This window comes from Paenibacillus sp. FW101-FHT12H11, from assembly GCF_058790355.1.
The window spans coordinates 523,666-546,892 of record NZ_JBYTCO010000001.1; the positions used below are offsets into that span (position 1 = coordinate 523,666).

The 23,227-nt window shown below is 46.8% G+C and carries 14 protein-coding genes; all 14 read left to right on the plus strand.

Annotation, left to right across the window (positions count from 1 at the left end; all coding sequences use genetic code 11):
* The first annotated feature begins 118 nt into the window (after positions 1-118).
* The 14 genes from AC3WTJ_RS02345 (at position 119) to AC3WTJ_RS02410 (ending at position 23,195) form a co-directional block, all read left to right on the plus strand.
* On the plus strand, positions 119-883 hold the full coding sequence (locus AC3WTJ_RS02345) for a response regulator transcription factor (RefSeq protein ID WP_157318978.1): 765 nt from the start codon (positions 119-121) through the stop codon (positions 881-883).
* A 177-nt stretch (positions 884-1,060) separates the two neighbouring features.
* Positions 1,061-2,524, plus strand: a complete 1,464-nt coding sequence (locus AC3WTJ_RS02350; protein ID WP_492520386.1) for a sulfatase — start codon at positions 1,061-1,063, stop codon at positions 2,522-2,524.
* Between the two features lie 547 nt (positions 2,525-3,071).
* On the plus strand, positions 3,072-7,616 hold the full coding sequence (locus AC3WTJ_RS02355; protein WP_492520387.1) for a family 43 glycosylhydrolase: 4,545 nt from the start codon (positions 3,072-3,074) through the stop codon (positions 7,614-7,616).
* 228 nt (positions 7,617-7,844) lie between these two features.
* A complete protein-coding gene (locus AC3WTJ_RS02360; RefSeq protein ID WP_492520388.1) occupies positions 7,845-8,801 on the plus strand; it encodes an ABC transporter permease in 957 nt (318 codons plus the stop codon).
* A gap of 19 nt (positions 8,802-8,820) precedes the next feature.
* The gene (locus AC3WTJ_RS02365; RefSeq protein ID WP_492520389.1) at positions 8,821-9,693 is read left to right on the plus strand and encodes a carbohydrate ABC transporter permease; all 873 of its coding nucleotides are present in this window, start codon (positions 8,821-8,823) and stop codon (positions 9,691-9,693) included.
* Between the two features lie 41 nt (positions 9,694-9,734).
* Positions 9,735-11,375, plus strand: a complete 1,641-nt coding sequence (locus AC3WTJ_RS02370) for an extracellular solute-binding protein (RefSeq protein ID WP_492520390.1) — start codon at positions 9,735-9,737, stop codon at positions 11,373-11,375.
* A gap of 104 nt (positions 11,376-11,479) precedes the next feature.
* Complete coding sequence (locus AC3WTJ_RS02375) at positions 11,480-12,595, plus strand: glycoside hydrolase family 88/105 protein (protein ID WP_492520391.1); 1,116 nt, start codon at positions 11,480-11,482, stop codon at positions 12,593-12,595.
* 99 nt (positions 12,596-12,694) lie between these two features.
* Positions 12,695-14,542 carry a cache domain-containing sensor histidine kinase gene (locus tag AC3WTJ_RS02380; protein ID WP_492520392.1) on the plus strand — a complete coding sequence of 616 codons (1,848 nt, stop codon included), beginning with the start codon at positions 12,695-12,697 and terminating at the stop codon, positions 14,540-14,542.
* Positions 14,532-16,067: a response regulator transcription factor gene (locus tag AC3WTJ_RS02385; RefSeq protein WP_492520393.1), complete on the plus strand. Its 1,536-nt coding sequence runs from the start codon at positions 14,532-14,534 to the stop codon at positions 16,065-16,067. Before AC3WTJ_RS02380 ends, AC3WTJ_RS02385 begins: the two co-directional genes overlap by 11 nt.
* A gap of 288 nt (positions 16,068-16,355) precedes the next feature.
* Complete coding sequence (locus AC3WTJ_RS02390; protein WP_492520958.1) at positions 16,356-18,149, plus strand: cache domain-containing sensor histidine kinase; 1,794 nt, start codon at positions 16,356-16,358, stop codon at positions 18,147-18,149.
* A 76-nt stretch (positions 18,150-18,225) separates the two neighbouring features.
* Positions 18,226-19,833, plus strand: a complete 1,608-nt coding sequence (locus AC3WTJ_RS02395; protein ID WP_492520394.1) for a response regulator — start codon at positions 18,226-18,228, stop codon at positions 19,831-19,833.
* Positions 19,834-20,037: 204 nt separating this feature from the next.
* Positions 20,038-21,405 carry an ABC transporter substrate-binding protein gene (locus AC3WTJ_RS02400; RefSeq protein WP_492520395.1) on the plus strand — a complete coding sequence of 456 codons (1,368 nt, stop codon included), beginning with the start codon at positions 20,038-20,040 and terminating at the stop codon, positions 21,403-21,405.
* 76 nt (positions 21,406-21,481) lie between these two features.
* Entirely contained in the window at positions 21,482-22,366 is an 885-nt protein-coding gene (locus AC3WTJ_RS02405; protein ID WP_127452675.1) for a carbohydrate ABC transporter permease, read from the plus strand.
* A gap of 91 nt (positions 22,367-22,457) precedes the next feature.
* Positions 22,458-23,195, plus strand: a complete 738-nt coding sequence (locus AC3WTJ_RS02410) for a carbohydrate ABC transporter permease (protein ID WP_407868928.1) — start codon at positions 22,458-22,460, stop codon at positions 23,193-23,195.
* Positions 23,196-23,227 lie beyond the last annotated feature (32 nt).

A 23,227-nucleotide genomic window follows, 5' to 3' on the forward strand; every position in this document is an offset into this window, starting at 1 on the left:
GTGTTACAATAAGTTGATTAGATAATTATGAAAGCGCTATTATGTAAAAGATTATTCGGATCCGATGAAATTTCTCCTTAATCGATTCCGAAAAAAGTGATTGTGAAGGGGAGAGACCATGCACACAATTTTGGTCGTAGATGATGAAAAATGGATACGGACCGCATTGAAGCACTGTATTGAACGTACCGGACTGCCGTTCTGTGTAATTTGTGAATGTGCCAATGGGCTTGAAGCACTAGATTGGTTAAAAGAAAATGAAGTGGATTTGGTTATTACGGATGTTCACATGCCTGTTATGGATGGGCTAACGTTGGTAAGGGAGTTGTATGACGGTAACAAGGGTCAGGCAATGGTTGTTGTTAGCGGTTATGATGATTTTGTATTTGCCCAAGCGGCCATAAGGTTTGAAGTTAGAGACTATTTACTAAAGCCTGTCGGTATTGAGGATATGAATGCGTGTTTAAGCAAAATACTAGAACGGATAAAGAAGGAATCTAAACAAGATGTTACAAACGAATCGCGTAGTTTATCTGAACTGACTTCAATCGAACAAGTTATTCAATTCGTTGAAAAAAGTATGCCAAGAGATGTGACGCTTAACGAAGCAGCAGCTAAGGTTCATTTGAATCCAAGCTATCTAAGTCAAATGTTTAAACAGAAAACAAAGGTTAATTTCGGGGACTACGTGCTAAATCTCCGGATGGAAGAAGCCAAAAAATTATTGAGTCAAACATCGCTGCGAATTACTGAAATCTCAGATCGATTAGGATATACAGATGTTTCGTATTTTGGGAATGCCTTCAAACGAGTTTCGAAACTAACCCCTTCGCAATACAGAAAAACTTACGAAGAGCTGAAAGCTGTTATTGTGGAGTATTAAAACTCTGTAGATATTCAAGATATGTCCGTAAAGATTGAAGGTTTAATTCAAATACTCTGTTTTATAATGAAGGAGCGAAAGATACAGAGGGGAGTTTCAATCTCGCCTAACTTTCGCTAAATAAAAGCATGAAAGGATGGGGGAATCCTCCATCCTTTTTCATTAGGAGGTGCCGTGATGAAGACCATTATCATTCTGATGGATTCTCTGAACAGACATTACTTAAATTGCTATGGCGAGACATGGGTGCAGACGCCAAACATCGATCGGTTGGCAGAGCGAGGGGCAGTGTTCGATAAACATTTTGCCGGATCACTGCCCTGTATGCCCGCCCGTCGGGATATCTTTACTAGCAGACTTAACTTTCTTGAAACACCATGGAGTCCGCTTCAACCCTTCGATGAATGTTTGGTGCGCGAGCTGCGGAAGCAGTGCAGCACATACTGTCATATGATTACCGACCACTTTCATTATTTCGAGTGGAACGGTATGGGTTATCATACTGGTTTTAATACTTGGGAATTTATTAGGGGGCAAGAAGGCGATCATTGGCATCCCAGAGTTCAGGATCCGGTTATCCCGGTATATCGCGGGAAGAACAGAAGGCAGGATTGGGTAAACCGTTCTGCCATGAACTTGGAGCGGGAAGAAGATTATCCAACACCCAAATCGTTTATGAGAGCAATCGATTTTCTTAGACACAACCATGATCAGGATAACTGGCATTTACATGTAGAGGTATTTGATCCTCATGAGCCTTTTATATGCCCACAAAAATATGTAGATATGTATGAGGATACTTGGGACGATAGGTATCATTTTGATTGGCCAAGTTATGGGCCTGTTGATCACGATCACGAAGGAGAAGATGCGATTCAGCACATCCGCAAATGCTATGCAGGCACATTGACGATGGCAGATTCTTGGCTGGGTCAATTGATGGATACGATGGATGAGTTGGACCTATGGAAAGACACTGCCGTTATTTTAACAACCGATCATGGGCATTTGTTAGGCGAGAATGGTTACTGGGCCAAAAATTATATGTTTGATTATGCTAAATTGGCACACATCCCACTTATCGTTTATTCCCCTCATGCAGCGAACAATGGCAAGCGAGTGGATGCCCTTACTACGACGATTGACCTAATGCCTACGGTGATGGAGTTTCATAGAGCCGAGCCAACCCGCATGATGCAAGGCAAGTCACTTGTACATTTGCTTAATGACGATCAATATCAATGCCACCATGATGCTGTGCTATACGGATATTTCGGTAAGGATGTCAACCTTACGGACGGCAGGTATACCTATTGCCTGCAGCCTATAGAAGGAAGTATCGTTCATCACCATACGGCTATGCCGGTTGGATTCAGATCTGACCCCGAACGTTTCGCCCATGTAGAAGTAGGAAGTTTTCTTAAGCAATCGCCACTACCGGTTTATCGCTTTACGGAAACATCACGCAGGCATCATAATGCTACTGGTTCTGCACTTCTTTATGATTTGATTAAAGATCCGGATCAGCAATCTCCTATATGCGACCAAGAGTTGGAGGAAACAATGAGGAGCAAAATGAAGGAGCTTCTGATGAGATATGATGCGCCAGCAAGCCAATATGTAAGAATGGGTCTTCTTTAATCTGAGTGAGATGAATAGGGACCGGGACCCGTTGGGTTTCCGGTTTTTAATTTTTTCTTGTAAAATTCCACGTGAACATATGTGTCGCAGTCTCATAATTCGGTTAAAAAGCAGATTTGATTAAATAACAAAAATCGTACAGAAAGACCTAAAGATCCTTAAGGCCTGGAATGGAGGAATCGCAGTACAGTGAAAGCATCCATGGAGCAAAGCTTTTACAAGAAATGAAAGCGATTAATTTTGAGCGATCATTCCCTGTCAGCAAAAAACTCCAAATAAAATTTCTAAAGGAGGAAATTGTTGCAATAAGGACAAAAATAATGACTCGCGCTACAGTCCCACAGGCTTACGGCGGTAATTACGCTCTTGTTTGAACAATCATTTTGTGTTGAGTAACTATTTTTTAAAGCGGTTACAAAAAAATAAAGATTGTACATTTTTATAAGATTCTTCAAAAGATAGAATGAGAAAAAAGGAAAAAAACCAATACAACCCATCAGGGCTGAAGGGTCACAACACGATGATATGATTCCAAGGAGGATTGTACATGGTCAAAAATAAGTTCAGACATCTGCTGCTTTTTCTTGCAGTACTGCTAATGCTGCCACAATGGAGCGGAATGGCTGCGGCGGCAGAACCGAAGACAGCCAAGATGGATTCGACATTCGCGCAGGAGGGAAAGAATGTGTCGGATTTCTACAATGTAATCATGCAGACAGGAGCCGATCCGTGGGTTTATAAGCACACAGACGGCTACTATTACAACGTATTTTCGAACTCCAGTGGTATCGTGATCCGCAGAGCGAAAACGATCACCGGCATTGAGGCTGGTGAGAGGAGCTTGGCCTGGACGCCGGTTAAGGGCAGCATGTACAGCTCCAATGTTTGGGCGCCTGAAATGCACTATCTCAAGGATACTGACGGCAAATCCAAATGGTATATTTACTTTGCGGCTGACAACGGAACTAACGCAAACCACCGTATGTACGTGCTGGAGAACGACAGTGAAAATCCGTTAACCGGCATCTGGGAATTTAAAGGGAAGATTACTGATTCTACCGACCGTTGGGCGATTGACGGCACTGTGCTGACCGTAAATGAGAAGCACTATTTCATCTGGTCCGGTTGGGAAGAAACAGACGGAAGCTTCCAGAATTTATATATTGCGCAGATGAGTGATCCTCGGACTATCAGTTCAGAGCGGGTATTGCTCTCGACGTCTGAGTATGATTGGGAATCGTCCCCGGCCAGAATAAATGAAGGTCCGGAAGTCACGATCAAGGGCGACACCATCAATCTGGTCTATTCTGCAAACGGAAGCTGGACAGACAGTTATTGTCTCGGGCTGATCACGGCCAAGATCGGCGACGATTTGATGAATCCCGACTCGTGGGTGAAGAAAGACACACCGATCTTTTCCAGCGCCAATGGCGTTTATGGCCCTGGCCATCACAGCATCGTCACGTCTCCTGATGGCACAGAGGACTGGATCATCTACCATGCCGCCCGCTGGTCGGGATCGGGATGGACTCGCAAAGTTCACACGCAGAAATTTACTTGGAACGCAGACCATACGCCGAACCTGGGAGAGCCTGCCGATCCGAACAAACCGATTGCCAAACCTTCAGGAGAGCCGGTTCGGAAGCGCTATGAAGCGGAAAACGCACTGTTGGTGAAAGCTCTGAACGGTGAAACTTCTCCTGCTGTCCGGTTGGAAAGCACCGCTTCCGGCGGGATGAAGATCGCCAATCTAAAGAACGCTAACGATTATGCCCAGTTTACCGTAAACGTGCCGGAGGCAGGATTTTATCTGCTGTCCGTGCGCAATGCCAACAGCTCACCCAATGCTGCCGATGCTTCCCATATCTTGTCGATCAACGGGAGTTCCGGCGCCAATTTGAACATCGTCTATTCCGGCCTGAATCGTTGGGGACTCTCCACAGCGAAAGTCTATCTTAGAGAAGGCAACAATATCCTCCGCTTCTCGAAGGGGAACAACTTTGCCGAAATTGACAGCATGGATATATGTAAATTGGATGCATCGGAAATGTTATTTGATGCCCCAGGTTACACGTTGGGGTTGGGTGAAACACGCAGCTTGCCCCTGTATACCGTAACAGGCACTACCTATACCACTGTTGACACAGGAGCAATCTTCAGTTCTTCCGATACGAAGGTCGCCGTGATTGACGGAGGCGTTAGAGTCAAGGCTGTAAGTGCGGGCAGTGCAACAATCACCGCCACATATAATGGAAAAGCGGCCACAGCTACGGTTACCGTTGTTGCGGAGCCTAAAGCTGTGCAGTCCGTTGTCATCAGCGGATTGGACAGCATCCTGACCAGCGGGCAGACAAGCGGGTCAGTGCAGGTAACGGCACGCTATAACAACTATGAGGTTCAGAATGTGACAGCGGCTACCCAATTTACCAGCAGCGATCCTGGGGTGGCCAGGATTGATTCAGATTCTGTAACCCAATGGGTATATGCAGTTAGACCGGGCACAGCGCTTCTTACAGCCGAATACAACGGCAAAAAAGCAGCGCTCAACTTGAACGTTATTGCCGCTTCCGATGCGGTTCAGGTTACCTCTGTAGTAAAGATTCCTTCCGGAGTGGCTCCTAAGCTGCCTAGCGTTGTTGATGTTGTCTACAACAGCCAGTCGAAGAAAGCCGAGGTTGCCAGTTGGGAGCTGGAGGGACTTGATTTCAGCACGCTTGGCACCGTTCAGGTGCCTGTCACCCTAAAGCTGGATGGCCGTGATGTTCCTTCCACCATTGCCGTAAATGTTATTCCGGGATGGGGCCTTGACGAGATTGTGAATCAGCTCCGCGACAAGCTAACTAATTTCTCTTATCCTTTGGGCAATGGGCTGGGCAACTATAGCCAATCCAAGTATGATGCCTTCGTGGCCGAAGTCAACAAGGCGGAAGAGATGGCCGTAAACGCCGATTTGAGCAAAGAAGAATTTGACGAGGAACTGGATAAGCTTACTCAAGCGGAAGCAGCATTGTTAAGCTCGCTGAACAGCATTCAGGAAGGAGTACTCTATAACGCTTACCGGGATTTCAGCGGCGATACGGTTGGCAAGTACCCTTATGGCATTACCACCGAAGATTTGACCAACGGGGCTGCCGCAACTGTGCAGGAAGAGGCAGGGAATAAATTCCTTCGTCTGACCACAACCGCTACTTCAGGCAAGGCAAACTTGTTTCTGCCGTATGCAGGCGAGGTAAAGGCTGAGGCAGATCAACGCATCGTCATTGAATATCGCGCCAGACTAAACACCAGCTTCCCGTACGCCAATGGCGCCATGATGCGAAATGACAGCGGTACGGGCAATTATTCCATGGTCACGGCTTTTGATACGGGTAAAATTATAGTCCAAAACGGACCGTCTGCGAAGGTCAAAGTCAAAGATTTTCAGAACAATACATGGTACAAAATCAAAATGGTGGCGAACGGGGACGCCAAGACTTATACCGTCTATGTTGACGACGTTGAGGTGGCCACTGACTACAACTTCCGCCATACAGGCGGCGACAAGCTGACCGGCCAGCGGTTCGGTATCGATGGCTATGCCAACGCCTCCATCGATTTTGATGATTTTAAAGCGATGGTTACTGGTGGGCCGAAGACTGCGCCCGAGGGACTCAAGATCACCAATGAATCAGCGGTTGGGGCTAAGGATGGACGCATCACGGGGGTCACGTCCTCCATGGAATGGTCCTCCGACAATGGGAGCACCTGGTTAAGTGTCGAAGGGGATGCCATCGCGAATCTCTCACCCGGGACGTATTGGGTTCGTTACGCTGAGACTGTTACCCATAAAGCCAGTCCACATGTGGTCTTGGACATTACGGTCTACACTCAGTCGGTGCAAGTCACCGGGGTGAGCCTGAATCAGACCATCGTTCAACTGTATACCAACCATGGAGACTCGTATGTCCAGCTCACCGCAAATGTGGAGCCTGTTGATGCAGCCAATAAGACGGTGACTTGGAGCAGTTCCAATCCGGCTGTAGCTACCGTGGATCAACATGGGCTTGTGACGGTTCATGCCTCGGGTAAATCCGTTATTACGGTAATCGCTGAAGACGGCGGCTCTACAGCTTCTTGTATTGTCACTGTGGGTGTATATGATAACGACAGAGAGGATAGCGGCCGAGGCGGCAGCAATTCCGCCGTCCCAACTGCGCCATCTGCTGGGGTCAAAAACGCGGATGGCAGCACGACTACCACCATAACCGATCAGACAACCGGTGCATTGACGGAGACTACGGTCTGGCCGAATGGCAGCAAGCGCGAGACCGTGAACATGCCGGGTGGAAGCAGCCGCCTGGTCACCACGGATACGCAGGGAGTCAAGGTAGAGACCGTCACGACTTCTCTAGGGGGAGTAGCTTCCACTATCTATATACCTGAAGGCGTAGCACAAGCGCGAGTCACGATTCCGTTCAAGAATGCTTCTGCATCCACGGTAGCCTTTGCGGTTCGGGATAACGGAACTAAGGAAGTGATCGGAACGGTCATTACTGAAGCAGGATTGAGCTTTACTGCCAAGGGGAATATGACTGTGAAGCTGGTCGACAACAAAGTTATTTTCCGGGATGTGCCAAACAGTCATTGGGCTGCGGAGGCGATTGCCTTCACAGCAAGCCGGGAATGGCTGCTCGGAACGGAGCAGGGAGTCTTCGCTCCCGAGGTTTCCTTGAGCCGAGCTATGTTATTTACCGTGCTGGCCCGCCTGCATGGCGTTGAAACCGAAGGTGGGGAATATTGGTACAGCAAGGCGAGAGACTGGACTACCACATACGGATTCAGCGATGGCAGTACCCCAGAAGCTTCGATTACACGGGAACAACTGATTACTGTCCTGTACCGTTACGCCGGACAGCCTGCTGCAAGTAGCAATGGCAAGAGCTTTGCGGACAGCGGCGATGTGTCCGCCTGGGCGACTAATGCCATCGATTGGGCTGTATCGACAGGTATTCTTAACGGTAAACCGGGGAACCTTCTGGAGCCTGCCGGTACTGTTTCCCGGGCGGAAGTATCCGCCATGCTTGCACGCTTCATAGCGTGGCGCAGCAACTAACGCGGTTGAGTGGATCACAGGTAAAAAAGACCAAGGGGCAAGCGGGAACCTCCGCCCGGCCCCTTGGTTTTTTGCATCCAGTGCTGGTGGATGTGTTGGGTAGATTCTCACTATTAACAAAAATCGTACAGAAAGACCTAAAGATTCTTAAGGCTCGGAATAGACAAACCGCGGTACATTATAAGCATCACATCGAACAAAAACTTTCAGCAGGAAAGAGGGGGAGCCATGAAAACTACGCCTGCCGCCGTAGGAACGGTTAGAACACCGGCGGCCAAAGAGGCTTTTTACCAGACAAAACGGTTTCGGCAAAATATTCCGCTATTTGTCATGCTTATACCGGGAGTTCTTTATTATTTGATATTCCGTTACTTGCCAATGGGCGGTCTTGTGATTGCTTTCAAGAACTACAATTTTCACGATGGCATATGGTCAAGTCCGTGGGTAGGGTGGAAATATTTCGAGATTTTATTCCAGTCCCGCGTCACGCTGCAAATTATCTGGAATACCCTTACCCTGAGCGTTCTGAATCTGGTCTTTGGATTCCCTGCGCCGATTATTATTGCCATTGCCTTGAATGAGGTACGGAAGAGCTGGCTAAAACGCTGGATCCAAACCATTATTTATCTGCCGCATTTTTTGTCCTGGGTGATCGTTGCAGGTATTATCCTGACCCTGTTCTCCATCGATGGGGGCACCATCAACAAGCTGTTGGGCCATTGGGGGATGGAGCCGGTGCCTTTCCTATACCGCTCAAACTCATGGATCTCCATCTTTATCGGCTCTGGCATGTGGAAGGAGATGGGCTTCGGCGCTATTATCTATCTCGCTGCTCTCTCTGGCATTGACCCCAGCTTGTACGAATCCGCGGGGCTGGATGGGGCAGGCAAGCTTAGGCAGATTTGGCATATCACCCTGCCGGGCATTCGTTCTACGATTATCCTGCTGCTGATTCTTGGAATGGGTCGCCTGATGGAGGTTGGGTTTGATCAGGTTTACAATTTGCAGAATCCCACTGTCATGCAGAATGCGGAAGTAATCAGCACCTATGTGTACAAAGTGGGTCTGCAGCAGGCGCAGTTTGGTCTGACCACAGCCATGGGCTTGTTTGAATCCTTTGTCGGCCTGGTGCTTGTGCTGTCGGCCAATGCATTGGCCCGTAAATTTGATCAGGGGTTATTCTGAAGAAAGGAGGGAATTCCTCTTGAAGGAATCCACAGGCGGGAAAATTTTTGTAAGTTTTATTTACGTGGTATTAATCATTATTTCGCTCACCTGCATCCTGCCTTTCCTGCATTTGATTGCGCTGTCCGTGAGCTCGGGGCATGCGGTTGACTTGGGTCAGGTGTGGTTCTGGCCGGTGGGGCTTGACTTCACTGTTTATAGATACTTTTTTGAGAACACACCGGCCTTGCGAGCCTTTACCAACAGCGTGATCATTACCTTATGCGGCACGGCCTTGAGCATGCTGGCCACAGTGCTGACGGCCTATCCCTTATCTCGCCGTTACCTGTACGCTCGCAAGCCGATCACAACGGCCGCATTGTTCACCATGCTCTTTAGCGGAGGCATGATCCCGACTTATCTGGTCATGAATAGCCTGCATTTGACCAATACGTACTGGTCGCTTTGGCTTGGTGGGCTGATTAGCACCTATAACATGCTGATTATGAAAAGCTATTTTGAGAGCACCCCGGGAGAAGTGATGGATTCCGCCCAAATTGACGGTTGCGGCGAGGTCCAGCTGCTGTTGCGCATCCTATTGCCTCTGTCTCTTCCCATGCTGGCTACGCTGACGTTATTCTACGGGGTGGGCTACTGGAACATGTTCATGAGCGTTATTCTTTACATCAGTAAGACGAATTTGCAAAATCTTACTGTCATCGTACAGGGGATGCTGCAAATTCAGGGGAACTTTAATATGTCGGCAATGGATATGATGCAGCAGCAGGAAATGGTTTCCGAAAAGCTGAAAGCAGTTGGGGTTATGGTTATGGTTGTGCCCATGCTGGTGGTATACCCGTTCCTGCAGAAGTATTTTGTCAAAGGTATTATGCTTGGCTCTATCAAAGGTTAGCAGCAACAACGAAATCAATCATAGATTGAGGGGGATTCCACATGTTTAGACAAACATCCGCACCAAGAATGAAGATCACGTTGGCACTGGGACTGACGGCGGTTATGGCAGCAGGGGCAGCTGGTTGCAGTCAGAAGGAAGAGGGGACAAAGGGACAAGCCGAAAGAAAAGCGACAATTACCGTTTCCAACTATGACAGAGGCAATATTCCCGCAGCGGAGGGAACGGTTGAGGAGAACCGTTGGACCAAGTGGATCAATGAACATTCTCCCGTTACGGCCAAGTATGTGCCAGTGGCCCGGGCAGAGTCGGTCAAGAAGCTGAATGTGCTGTTCGCATCGGGCAGTGCACCGGATATTGTCAATGACTTTGATACGGGATTCCGGAATTCCCTGTACCAGCAGAAGCAATTGCTGCCTCTGGACGATTACTTGCAATATGCGCCTGAATACCAGAAGCTGCTGGAAAAGTACCCGCAGCTTCGCAAGATAGGCACCAAGCCGGACGGCAAGCTTTACGAAATCGGTAAAATTAATGAGCCCCATTTGCAAAGTGTGGCCTTTATCCGGATGGATTGGCTGAAAAAGCTGAATATGGAGGTTCCGAAGACCACCGACGAATTGCTTGTCGTTTTGAAAGCATTCGTTGAGCAGGACCCTGACGGCAATGGGAAGAAGGATACTTACGGAACCAATATGAGCTATACTTCGGACGGCATGGTGGATTCCATGTTCGGCTCGTACGGCTGGAAAATCTCCAATGATGATAAAATTATCAGGACTTGGGAAAATACGCTGGAGTCTCTTAGATTCAAGAAAAGGTTATTTGAGGAAGGGCTTATCGATAAAGATTACCTAGCGGACAAGAATGGGGCCAAAGCCAAGCAGGATTATCTGAATGGGAAAATAGGTGTTTATCTTCCTCCTGTTGTCAGCAACTGGTTTGAGAGTACGGTAACGGACCTCCAAACGCTCCGCAAGGTTGTTCCGGGAGCGGAGATCGCGCCGATGGCAGAACCTAAGTCACCCATGGGGCAATTCGTTCATCATGTGGTAAATCCGGTTCAGATGACCACGGTAATCAATGCTGATGCTAAAGATCCGAAAGCCGCTATGGAATATATTAACTTCATGATAAAGCCGGAGAACAGCCTGATTCTAAAAAAAGGAGTGGAGGGAGAGCATTGGAAAAAAGGTGCGGACGGCTTTCCTAAGGTCATTGATCCTGCGAAGAATGCCAAGGAACTGGATTGGGCCATGGACTACACTATGTTCTACTCGATCCCCGAGAATCCGCTTCTTATTTCTACCACTGCGTTCGACGTGAGTGATCCTGACCAAAAGGCAGGTCTGGACATGCTGAAGAAAGCCGACGAGTTTCTGCTTAATCCCGAGGCCCAGTATCCGGCGCTAAGTCACTACGAACATATGCCTAACTTACCGAGCGATTTGGTCGTGATCAATACCAATATCGACAAGGAAATGAAGGACATCTATGCCAAAGGCATTATCGGCGGGGCCAAATATACCCCTGAGCAGGCCGCCGCAGATGCCAAGGCTGCCTGGGAGAGAGGCGGAGGCAAACAGATCGAGGAATTCATGAATACCTGGTACAAAGAAAATAAGGACAGAGCTTTTCTGGGTAAGGATATCCTGGAAATGGTCCGCTCCCAACACAAATAAGAGCTGAAGTGCCTAGAATAATAAGATGAATGCGGACTTGGTCCGGCAAAGGCCGGGCTAAGTTTGCTTTCGGAACATTGTATATGAGAAGGAGTATATGAATCATGACAAATGAAGTGCTGCTTCAAAAAATTGCATTGGTAGTAGACAAACTTATGAATCTGGGCGGCAGCGACTATGAAAAAGATAAAACCGTGGTCCAGGCTGATACAAGAAAAGGAATTGTCCAACGGGATTTCGGAATTGAGGAATGGGACTGGCCACAGGGTGTTGGTCTTTATGGTCTGTACAAGCTGCAAAAGTATTACAGCGATCATCGCTATCTGCCGTTTTTACAGAACTGGTATTCCCGCAATTTGGAGGTTGGTCTGCCGTCAAAAAACATTAATACGACCGCTCCTTATCTGGCTCTGGTTCTGCTTCTAGATCAGCTTGAGCCTTCCAACCAGCTGGAACAGCTATGCAAGGATCATGCGGACTGGCTCATTCATGAGCTCCCCAAAACCAAAGAAGGAGGGTTCCAGCATACCGTCACTGCCATTGGCAATCGTGATGGAATCCACTTGCACAATGGGCAGTTATGGATTGATACGCTCTTTATGGCGGTTCTGTTTCTGAACCAGGCTGGGCGAAAGTTCAACCGGCCGGAGTGGGAGCAAGAAGCCCTTCACCAGATTCTGCTCCATATCAAGTACTTGTTCGACAAACATACCGGACTGTTCTTTCATGGCTGGAGTTTCGAGCGCAATGATAATTTCGGCAGCATCTTCTGGTGCCGTGGCAATTCCTGGTTCACCTACGGCCTCGTGGATTATCTGGAAACCTGCCAGGATACGATGAACCCGGGAATCCGTCAATTTCTGGTTGACACGTACAAAGCTCAGATCAATGCTCTCGTTCCGCTCCAAGCTGCGTCCGGTCTCTGGCACACAGTCCTGCAAGACACTACCAGCTATGAAGAGGTATCCGGTTCGGCCGCAATTGCTGCGGGTATCCTAAAAGGCATAAAAGCGGGTATTCTGGAATCCACCTATCAGGCTGTTGCAGACAAGGCTATTCAGGCTGTTTGTCTAAATATCAGCGGGGATGGAACCGTGCTGAATGTGTCGGCTGGAACCGGTATGGGCATGGATAAAGATCATTATAAAAATATTACCATCATGCCGATGGCATACGGGCAGTCCCTTGCTCTTATTGCGTTGTATGAAGCCTTAACATAATAGGGGTAAACCGGACCGGAGCGTGATGCGCTTTCTTCCTACGCAGACAGGTGAAATGAAAACCTTGTTTGCTTGGAAGGAAGCGTTTTATAATACAAGATGAAATTCAAGGGGGAGGGGAGCCGACTGCATCCAACAAGCTGGCCTGGTAATATAACCGGAAAAATAAAGGGCAGCTTCAAGTTTAAACTGATCGTGCTGCTCTCGTGTATGGTAACACTTGCCTTCGCCTTGGCAGGCTGGATGGTTTACCGGTCAAATATCCAGTTAATGGAGGGGGAAATCAGCAGGCAGTTCTCCATCGCCAACGAACAGGCATTGGCCCGATTGGAGATGTCCTTCCAGGAAATCAACCGAGTATCCCAATCCATTATCCTGAATCCGAACATCGAACTATTCCTCAGGGAGAACACCGTTCCCGCAAGCGATTCTTACACCCAATTCAAGAACCGTAAGTATGTGGAAGAGCAGTTGAATATGCTGCTGGTGGATGCACCGTCCATCCGTTCCGTTTTCTTATATAATGAGAACGGGGAAATGACGGTTCTCTCCAAAACCGGTGCGTCGGGAGAGCCGGGAACGGAAGACTTGACCAGAATGATGGAAAAGCTTAAGCCCAATCGAGGGAATATGGTCTGGGGCCGGGCCGAGGCGGCCAGCACCATTGATCCCGACGGCCGCAGAACGGTTCTGGTTGCTGCAAGACGAATGCTTAATGAGAAGCTGATCCCGTATGGCACTATGGTATTGGTGATGGAGGAGAGCTTGGTATCCAAGGTGCTGCGAGATCTTACGGAGAACGGCAGTGGCAAGGTGCTGCTACTGGAGCCTATGGGCGGCATACTTTACTCCAATACCGACCAGAGCGAGAAGGAGCAACTCTTGCAACTGACAGAAGCGAATTATCCCCGTTATGTCAAAATGAATGGCATCAGCTATCTGTTTGTCCGCCATGAGTTGATTCCGGCAGGATTTACCCTATATGGAGGGGCTTCCTTGCAAGAGATACAGCGGAAAAATAAAGACATCATTCAGGTATTGGCATTTGCCGGAATCGGTGTGATCCTGCTAAGTGCTCTGCTGATTACGATTTCCACCCGGACACTCCTGACTCCTCTGGCCCATCTGATGCAGGGACTGAGGTTACTGCGTTCCGGTGATTTCACGGTCCGTGTCAGAGTGGATTCCGGTGATGAGTTGGGCTATATCGGAGACAGCTTCAACAGCATGGCGGAGCAAGTGAGCGAGCTGATCAATAAGGTATATTTGGCGCAAATCAGCCAGAGGGAATCAGAGTTGAAGGCCATTCAGGCACAGCTGAATCCTCATTATCTGCACAACTTGTTCAATGAGTTGTATTGGAAGTTGTACAGCGACGACCAAGAGGAGGCGGCTCTTCTGATCAACGCCATCTCGGAGATGCTGAAGTATTCCCTTAAATCTATTCAGACGGATACGACTCTTGGCGAAGAACTGCATCAAATTCGCAATTACATCAAAATCCAGACAGAGCTGTTCACCGGCGAGATTGAAACCATTATTCAAGCGGAGGAGTCTTTGCTGAATTTGCGAATGATGCGATCCCTTTTGCTGCCGGTGGTGGAAAATGTTTTTGTGCACGCTTTTCGTGACATGGAGAGTGACCGAGTACTGCGGATTAAAGCGTTCCTATTACATGAGGCGCTGCATATCGAGGTAGCCGATAATGGATGTGGCATGGATAAAGAAACCCTCAGAATTTTGACAGAGGAGAAGACTGATCTACCGGACGGCAATAAGACGGGAATCGGCTACAATAGTGTGTTGCGGCGCATTCAACTGGTATACGGACCTGCTTATGGAGTGGAAATTACCAGCAGTAAAGGTAAAGGAACGCTTGTTCACATGTCGCTCCCTATTAAGTCTGGGACACTGGAGAGTCATGAGGAGGGAACGGATGAAGGGTAAGATGTTTATTGCAGAGGACCAGCCCAACTTTCGTAAGGGATTGCAGAGACTGGTGGGGAAGCGGTCTGCTGAGTGGGTGGTAATGGGGGAAGCGGGAAATGGCCGGGACGCCTTGTTAATGATGGAGAAATGTGTCCCGGATCTCTTGTTAACCGATATCCGGATGCCCCATATAGATGGTCTGCGGCTGGCAGAAGAAATCAGAAACCGCGGTTGGCTAACGAAAATTGTGATTGTAACCGGATTCAAGGATTTCTCCTATGCCCAGTCCGCCGTCAAGTTCGGGGTACTGGACTTTATCACGAAGCCCTGTGTGGAATCGGATATCTTAAGCGTACTCGACCGAATTTATGTGCAGCTGATTGAAGAAAGCCAGTCCCAGCTCTTGGTGGAGGGATGGAAGCGCCAGCATGAAGACAGCGAGCTACGCTCGGCGATCATGGGTATGCCCTGCAACGGTGAAGAGGTGGAGGCTCTGTTGAAACGGATGAAGCAATGTGAGCTGCACTTTCTCCATATTCCTACCTATTTCCCGCCAGAGAAACATTATTCAGATCAGGATGTGCCGCTTTTGCAGTTTGCTTTTGCAAATATAGCTGGGGAGCACTTGAATAAATGGTTTCCTGATGGCTTTCGCCTGTTTCCCTTGAACGCTTCGGAGTGGGCTTTATTGGTGGATCGGAGTGCTTACCGGCCGGATGCACCCTCCTCTTGGCTGCAGTTAATCACCGATTCAATCCATCATTATCTGAGGCTGGCTCTTGAATGCAACGGACAAGGGCTATGCGCTAGTACGGAGGAATTACATCAGGGCTACAGACGATATTGCCGGGATGGGGATAGGGACCATGGTTCTGCCAATGATTCACTTCTCAACCAGACAGCGCTTTACGAGAAGGAGAAGGAAATTGTAACTTGGCTTATGTCGGAGGATAACAGTCTGCTGAGCAGGGAGATGCAGGGGCAAGCCGTCCGGATTAGCTATTTACCCCCGCAAACCGCAAAAATCGAAGCGCTATTGTTGGCTGCTGCCATTCTCCGGCTGGTGCAGGTCCGGTTTCCCGAATGGAAAATGACTGTTGGGCCTATAAAGTGGGATTCTGTCTACAAATGTGCGACGCCCGAGGAAATTGCTGCATGGCTGAATGGATATATCCATGAATTCTTGCAGTCCTACAATAACTGGCTTGCTAGCAAGAATGATAATCCGGTCAAGCAGGCCATTCGGTTTATTGAAGAATCATACATGGGGGTATGTGGCTTGGCTGAAGTGGCAGCCCATGTGCATCTCAACCCTAGCTATTTTAGCAATCTGTTTAAAAAGGAAACTGGGGAAAGTGTAACCGTCTATGTCCAGAACCTGCGCGTACAGAAAGCGAAGCTTCTGCTGAAAAGCACAGAAATGAGAATATTCGAAATTTCCGAGGCCACCGGGTTCAACGATTCTAATTATTTCACACACATATTCAACAAAATAGCTGGGGTCTCCCCCAAGGAATACCGCAAGCAGATGGCTGGCCAGTGACATTCTGAACGGCAGATTGCGCAGCAGGCGAAGCGGGTAGTGCATTTTCGGGATGGGAAGTTGAGTGAGATTGGATAGGATGAGGGCCGGGACCTGCAGGGGTTCCGGTTTTTGCTTTTGTTAGTATAGCCTCAAAACATTTCAAATTGACACGTTTTAAACCTATGCTATTCTTAATAGAGAACCCCCACATTGATTTCTTATATGTATGTCTCTCTCCACGAACTTCAGATCTAACTTTTTGCATAATAAATGTATCCACTTAAAAAGAAAGGAAGTAATCACGTGATGAGTGGTTTCTCGAAGTATATAGCCGGGATTTCCATTAAAAACAAAATATTCATAGCGAATATATTAATCATTGTCGTATTTATTTCCACTCAGTCATACTTTGCCAACACGATTTCACAGAAAGCTCTTATCGAGAAAGAAATCAATAATTCATCCCGAGAGCTTGTGCTCATCAAAAACAACCTTCAAACTTTGGTAGCCACAATTGAAGACTATTCCAAAATCTTGGCCAGCGATTATCGATTGCAGAACGTCCTTTATAACGATTTATTATTAAATAGTGAGTTTCATGCAAGCAGGCCGGTTGAAGGATTAAATAACCTTTCCATGAAAAAGACCCTTTCAGAAACGATCAGCAATATTGTGGAGCCTAACACAAAAATTAAAGCGGTAAGCATTCTCACCTCGAATCATCACTGGGTGGACGTCGGGTTTGCCGATAATGCATATGCTTCCCGTATATTCGGTGATGATTATGGAGCGGATGATCGTTACTACTTACCCACTTGGACGAGCTTGATCAAATTCGGATTCTTGTATGAAGGTGAGCACAACGTAATTGCGGTTTCCAAATCGGTCATTCATAAAGATACCGGTAAAATGGTTGGCAGAGTTTTTTTATATGTGAAAGAAGCGACGATTGCTTCCATTTACGAAGGGGAACATAAGGGAGGGGAATTTTATATCGTCGATTCCGCGGGCCGAATTATTTCCTCGCAGAATAAAGCCATGTTATACCGGGATTTCAAGGAAGCCGTCTCCATAACTATTCCCGAGAATGGTAAGGATACAGCATTTACCCAGGGCAGCGGAAGCCAAGAAATGTTGATATTCACCCAGCGCTTCGAACCGTTGAAATGGACAATTGTAAGCGTTATCCCTATGGATGATATTTCTTCAGATCGGAAACAAATCAATCAATTGATGATCGGGATTGGCGCAGCATGCCTGCTATTAGCATTAATTGTGTCCTTTCTATTGTCGGGATCGATTACGCGACCCATCTTCCAGCTTGCTAAGACTATGCGAGAAATCCGGACGGGGAAGATGCAAGTTAGAAGTACTTACCAATCCAAAGATGAGATCGGATATTTAAGCGAGGGCTTTAATAACTTAATGAATCGCATTGAAGCGCTTATGGCTGAAAATGTCGAGAAACAAAGGACAAAGGCCGAGATCGAATTTAAATTGCTGCAATCGCAAGTAAAGCCCCATTTTTTATACAACACGGTTGAAACCATTATTTCGCTCATTAAGTTGGGCTTAGGGAAGCAAGCCATACAGGCAGCCCAATACATGGCGAATTTCTATAAGATTTCGTTAAGCAAAGGTAACGACATCATATCGATAGGCGAAGAGATGCGTTTAACGGAAAGTTATTTGGAAATTCAGCAGCTGCGTTATGTGGAATATATGTCGTATACGATGGAAATTGATAATGAAATTCTGGCGTATTCGATTCCGAAGTTGACCTTGCAGCCCATTGTGGAAAATGCCATCTATCACGGATTAAAGCTCAAAAAAGAAAAAGGAATCATACGTATTACCGGAAGGCGAAGCGGCAGCAATGTGGAAATTGAAATTTACGATAACGGGGCGGGTATGCATAATAATCAAACCAAGGTGATATTGGCGGGATCCAGTGTTCTTGATGAAGCTGGAGGTTTTGGGATTAGCAGCGTATCCAATCGAATCCGAATGCTGTATGGGGATAGATACGGACTCCAGGTTGAAAGCGAATACGGCGTTTATACTAAAATTAAAATCGTATTGCCTCTTCGACATCATTAGCTCCTGCTCGCATCCATGAGGGTGGCATTTCTATTATCCGCAAGATAAAGGATTGAATAGAATAGGGGGAAAGACCATGTACAGAGTGCTTATTGTCGATGATGAATATTACTTCAGGCAAGCCTTGAAGATTTCGCTGCCGTGGAGTGAGTTGGGTTTTCAAATCGCGGGGGAAGCAAAAAACGGGGCGGAAGCTCTGGAACTGATGGCCGAAATAGAGCCTGATGTCGTGTTGGTGGATATGAATATGCCGATTATGGATGGATTGGAGTTTATACACAAAGCCAAGGAGCGCGACCGGAAATCAAAATTTCTGGTGTTGTCAGGCCACAGCGAATTCGCGTATGCCAGACAGGCTGTGCAATTAGGGGTTATAAATTACGTGCTGAAACCTATTAACGAAGAAGAACTCCAAAGTTCCTTACTTGATATAAAAGAACTGATACGATCGGAGCGTCTTGGCGAACTTGAGTTGGATGATTTAAGAAAGCAGGCAAGTGAAGGCTTATCTGTCCTGAAGGAGCAAGTGCTGAACGGTTTGCTGCAGGGCAATGGTATCTCTAGATCCGGTTCCGAAAGGGGTCGATTAAGCGATTTGGGAATAAAGTTGGAAGGGTTGCATTACAGCGCGATTGTCGTTGATCTGGATTCAAGTGATGAAAGGAATCTTGAGGAGGATATGCGGATACGCAAAGCCAAAGTACAAGAAATCGCTCAAAATAATATGCAGAGCGCCTTTCAGTGTGTCGGCTGTCATGATCATGAGGCTCACCTGGTTCTGATCATAGGCTCGCCTGACGGCAATTTCAATAAGTTGGAAACAATTTGCGAACGGATTCGATTGAACATAGAGAACGACTTGGGCTGTACGGTAACAATTGGTTTAGGGAATGGCTGCGAAACGTTTGAGTCGATTTCAGCATCGTATAAGGAAGCGTTAATCGCATTGAAGCAGCGGTTTGTATGGGGCGGCAACAAGGTGTTCGCATATTCCATGATTGCGGAAACCGGGATGAAGGTCGGATTGTTTTCGGTGGAAAAAAGAAGCGGTTTGTTAATGTCGATGCGAATCGGGAACATCTCCGAGACGGAAGAATGGCTTTCGCGCTTTTTTCATGATACTCGCCTCCGAAAAGCTTCAATGGAAATGCTGCTTCTCGCTGGAATCGAAATCGTAGCCACATGTCTGGAATTTTTGGCCGAAGCGTCGCAAAGCTCTGAAGATGTCTTCCGAAACATGACACATCCCGATTTGATACAACATGTTCAACGCATAAAAACCTTCCACGAGTTGGAGGTTTGGATCCGTGCTTTCATTCTAAAGGCCATGGATCATGTGCATAGCCGCAAAACCAATAGAGCCGTAAAAGTTATAGAGGAGGTCAAAACCTATATTTCGAGGCATTACGGCAATGAAGAACTGCGAATCGAAGATATCGCAAAGAGCGTTCATATGAATTACAATCATCTTTGCTTCGTGTTCAAGAAAGAAACGACTTGTACAATCAATGACTACCTGACTGAAATACGGATTATTAAAGCAAAAGAACTTTTTGATCAGGGAGAAAAGGTTATCCAAAACGTAGCGAATCAGGTGGGATATGCGGACGCCAACTATTTCAGCAAATGCTTCAAAAAACAGATGGGAATCACACCTAGCAAATATGTGAATCAAATCAGTTAGACTATATACTTCCATGCAGACGTTAGGGGGAAAGTGAAAACTTTGCCTATAACGTCTATTTTTTTACCGTTAATTTTACTACTGGTCCGAGAATAATCTCTGTACTAAAATTGGCAATATTCGTAAAATTAACTCAAGGTTGATACCGCTTTCAGGATCTGAAGTCAATCTGATATCCGCTTTCACAAATAGGGGAGGTAAACAATGAAAACGAAATCAAAGGCAGCAGCTATGTTCCTTATGGCAAGTACGCTTCTGGCTGCAACGGCATGCAGCAGTGGGGATGAAACAAAATCCAGCCAGCCGTCCGACAATCCGTCACCCTCGGCAACAAGCAAGGAGGATAACAAGAATACAGCGAAGACGGACAGCAAAAAAATCAAGATGAAAGTCATAACGATTACGACGGACGAAAATCGCAATAAAATTATGGAAAAATTCATTAAACCTAATATTGCTACAGCGCTTCCCAATCTTGAAGTCGAGTTTGAGCCCGGCGGCGGCGGCGAGGATATGGCAAACAAATTGAAGACGTTGAACGCATCTGGGGATATGCCGGACGTATTCTGGAATGATGCAGGTTATTTTACGCCGTTGAAGAGCACAGGCAGCATTCTGGATTTGACACCTTATATTTCCAAAGACGGTTTCTTAGGTAAATACGCGGTACCAGATGCGTTAAAGCATGTAGATAACGGGATTTACAGCTTGTCTTCCGGAGCGGACACCTATTTCACCCCTGTCATCTTCTATCATAAAGATATGTTCGAGAAAGCCGGGGTTAAAGTGCCAACCACGTTTGATGAGTTGATTCAAATCTCGAAGACGCTCAAGAGCAAAGGCATGGTACCGGCTGTAACTCCTGGCAAGGACGGGTGGGGACCGAAGCTATTCATGCTGCAGCAAATGATTCAAACCGGAGATCCGCAGGCGATGGCAGACCTTGTCAGCAACAAAACGGACTTCAACAATCCATCCGTCAAGGAAGGAGCGGCTCGCATCGAAAAGCTGGTCAAGGAAGGCGTGTTCCCAGACGGAATAGCCAATATAGATTACGGTCCAGCGATGGAAATGTTTACATCCAAAAAGGCGGCTATGTTATGGCAGTTTACTTGGGAGTTGCCAAATCTCGCAAAAGACGAAACGGTTGATTTCTTCCCATTTCCAAGCGCAAGTGATAAGTATAACCCTACAAAGAATGTACAATTCTGGGGTTCTCCGGTTAACGGTTATGCGGTCAACGGCAAAACCAAGAATCCGGAAGAGGCCGTCAAACTTGCCGAATTTCTAGCCATGGCGGATGCATTATACTTTGAATCTACCGGCGCTCCTATATCTTTGAAAACAGGAAACAAGGCAATGGATCGGAGCCCGCTAATGCAGAAGTTCGTTGACTGGTACAATCCGATTCCTAATAAAATCCCTTCCTGGGCTCTTAATTCGCTAGATGCAAAGACGTCTGCTGAAATATCTACGCAAGGAGCGAATTTATTAACGGGCGAGTACTCAGCGGATAAATTTAATGATGCGATGAACAAGATCTGGAGCCAGAATACGTGGTTTGCCAAATAAAAAATAATTGAATCGCTAAATCCCCTTGGGATAGATCCAAGGGGGTTTAGACACAAATTAAATGGTGGAGAGAGCGATGAACAAGTACTTTAGCACCAAAGTGTCTATCTTTGTGTTTGCTTTCCCGGCATTGCTGCTGTTTACCTTATTCTGCGTATACCCTTTGCTGCCGGAGATCTGGATGAGCTTGCATAAGCATGACGGGTTTAGAAATTTGGGTTTTGTTGGTTTAAATAATTACAAAGAAGTGATATTATCCCCATCCTTTTGGACCGCTCATAAAAATACGTATCTCATTGTAGCCATCTCATTGTTACTGGGGCTCCCCCTATCCATGATGCTTTCGCTTTTTATGGATGCTCAGACACCGAAGTTTCGTCGATTCTTCAAGACGGTGGCGATGTTCCCTGCGATCTTGTCGGTCACCGTTGTATCTCAGATTTGGTTGGCGTTCTACGAACCCAATTGGGGCTTATTTAATGCGATTCTCAACTCTTTAGGGTTGAGTTCTTGGACACATTCGTGGTTGACGGAAAAGAAAACGGTCATGCCCAGCATCGGTTTGACATTCCTGTGGCAATATATTGGACTGAACGCGATGCTGTTTTATACAGGAATCAAGACCATTCCCAAGAGTTACTATGAGGCGGCATTGATTGATGGAGCTAATTTTTTTCAAGTTAGCTTACGAATTACGATCCCTTTGCTGCAGAATGTAATCAAATACGTGCTTATCCTGTCTACATTAGGCTCAATGGCATTTTATTCGCATGTACGAGTCATGACGGCAGGTGGCCCGGGAGATCAGTCCAGAACGGTCATCTACCAGATGTATTACACGGCATTTGATACTTCCGAATTTGGCAAAGGCACTGCGATCGCCGTCATTTTTATTCTGGAATGCCTTTTGATCTCCTTTTTCATTCAAAGGTTCGTTGCCAGAGAAAAACTGGAGTTTTAAGCTGGAGGGGAGCTTTCTGAAATTATTAAGTCGAGTGTTTTGGGTAGTTGTGGGATGCACGTTTTTGTTTCCTTTGTATTGGATGGTAACAATGTCGTTGAAGTCCAAAAGCGAAGCTTACAGAAATCCTTTTGGGATACCGTCTTCCTGGGACTGGTTGAACTTTAGCGAAGCGTTGTCCAAATATCATTTTTATACGTATTTCGAGAACAGCGTAATTTATACCGCAGGCACAATCGTCATTACGTTGATAACCGGCAGTATGCTTGCTTATTGCCTCAGCCGTATGCAATGGAGATTCAACTCCGCGATGTTGCTATATGTATCTATGGGTTTAATTGTCCCAATCGAAGTCGTCGTTATTCCTTTATTCCAACTGGTTAAATGGCTGCATATCAAAAATAGTTATTTGGGCCTTATCTTGCCGTATTCCGGCTTCGCCATTGCATCCTGCGTATTGATGTTGTATGCCTTTCTCCGGTCTTTGCCTAATGAGCTGGAAGAAGCGGCATGCATCGATGGAGCGAATGTCTATCAAACGTACATGAAAATCATTTTCCCAATCGTAATGCCGGCGCTTATGACGCAATGCGTTCTTATATTCATTAGAATCTGGAACGAATTTCCGCTTGCTTTTATTATTGCTTCCAAGGATCAATTACGGCCGCTTACGGTGGGGTTGCTTGGATTCTTTGTCAATGTGGGAGTTGCGGATTGGGGGCTCATTGGCGCGAGTATGCTGTTATCCAGCTTGCCTATGATTATCGTTTATTTAATTGGGAACGAAAAGATCGAGAATGCATTGACTGCAGGTGCAATTTTGAAGTAACGAATGTGAAGGGGAGGAAGGGATGCCAGCTA

Bases quoted from the DNA above. Each gene is read 5' to 3' on its own strand.
- AC3WTJ_RS02370 (WP_492520390.1), top strand. From the start codon at position 9,735: ATGTTTAGACAAACATCCGCACCAAGAATGAAGATCACGTTGGCACTG.
- AC3WTJ_RS02350 (WP_492520386.1), top strand. From the start codon at position 1,061: ATGAAGACCATTATCATTCTGATGGATTCTCTGAACAGACATTACTTA.
- AC3WTJ_RS02385 (WP_492520393.1), top strand. From the start codon at position 14,532: ATGAAGGGTAAGATGTTTATTGCAGAGGACCAGCCCAACTTTCGTAAG.
- AC3WTJ_RS02390 (WP_492520958.1), top strand. From the start codon at position 16,356: ATGAGTGGTTTCTCGAAGTATATAGCCGGGATTTCCATTAAAAACAAA.
- AC3WTJ_RS02410 (WP_407868928.1), top strand. From the start codon at position 22,458: ATGTCGTTGAAGTCCAAAAGCGAAGCTTACAGAAATCCTTTTGGGATA.
- AC3WTJ_RS02345 (WP_157318978.1), top strand. From the start codon at position 119: ATGCACACAATTTTGGTCGTAGATGATGAAAAATGGATACGGACCGCA.
- AC3WTJ_RS02355 (WP_492520387.1), top strand. From the start codon at position 3,072: ATGGTCAAAAATAAGTTCAGACATCTGCTGCTTTTTCTTGCAGTACTG.
- AC3WTJ_RS02405 (WP_127452675.1), top strand. From the start codon at position 21,482: ATGAACAAGTACTTTAGCACCAAAGTGTCTATCTTTGTGTTTGCTTTC.
- AC3WTJ_RS02375 (WP_492520391.1), top strand. From the start codon at position 11,480: ATGACAAATGAAGTGCTGCTTCAAAAAATTGCATTGGTAGTAGACAAA.
- AC3WTJ_RS02400 (WP_492520395.1), top strand. From the start codon at position 20,038: ATGAAAACGAAATCAAAGGCAGCAGCTATGTTCCTTATGGCAAGTACG.
- AC3WTJ_RS02360 (WP_492520388.1), top strand. From the start codon at position 7,845: ATGAAAACTACGCCTGCCGCCGTAGGAACGGTTAGAACACCGGCGGCC.
- AC3WTJ_RS02380 (WP_492520392.1), top strand. From the start codon at position 12,695: ATGAAATTCAAGGGGGAGGGGAGCCGACTGCATCCAACAAGCTGGCCT.
- AC3WTJ_RS02395 (WP_492520394.1), top strand. From the start codon at position 18,226: ATGTACAGAGTGCTTATTGTCGATGATGAATATTACTTCAGGCAAGCC.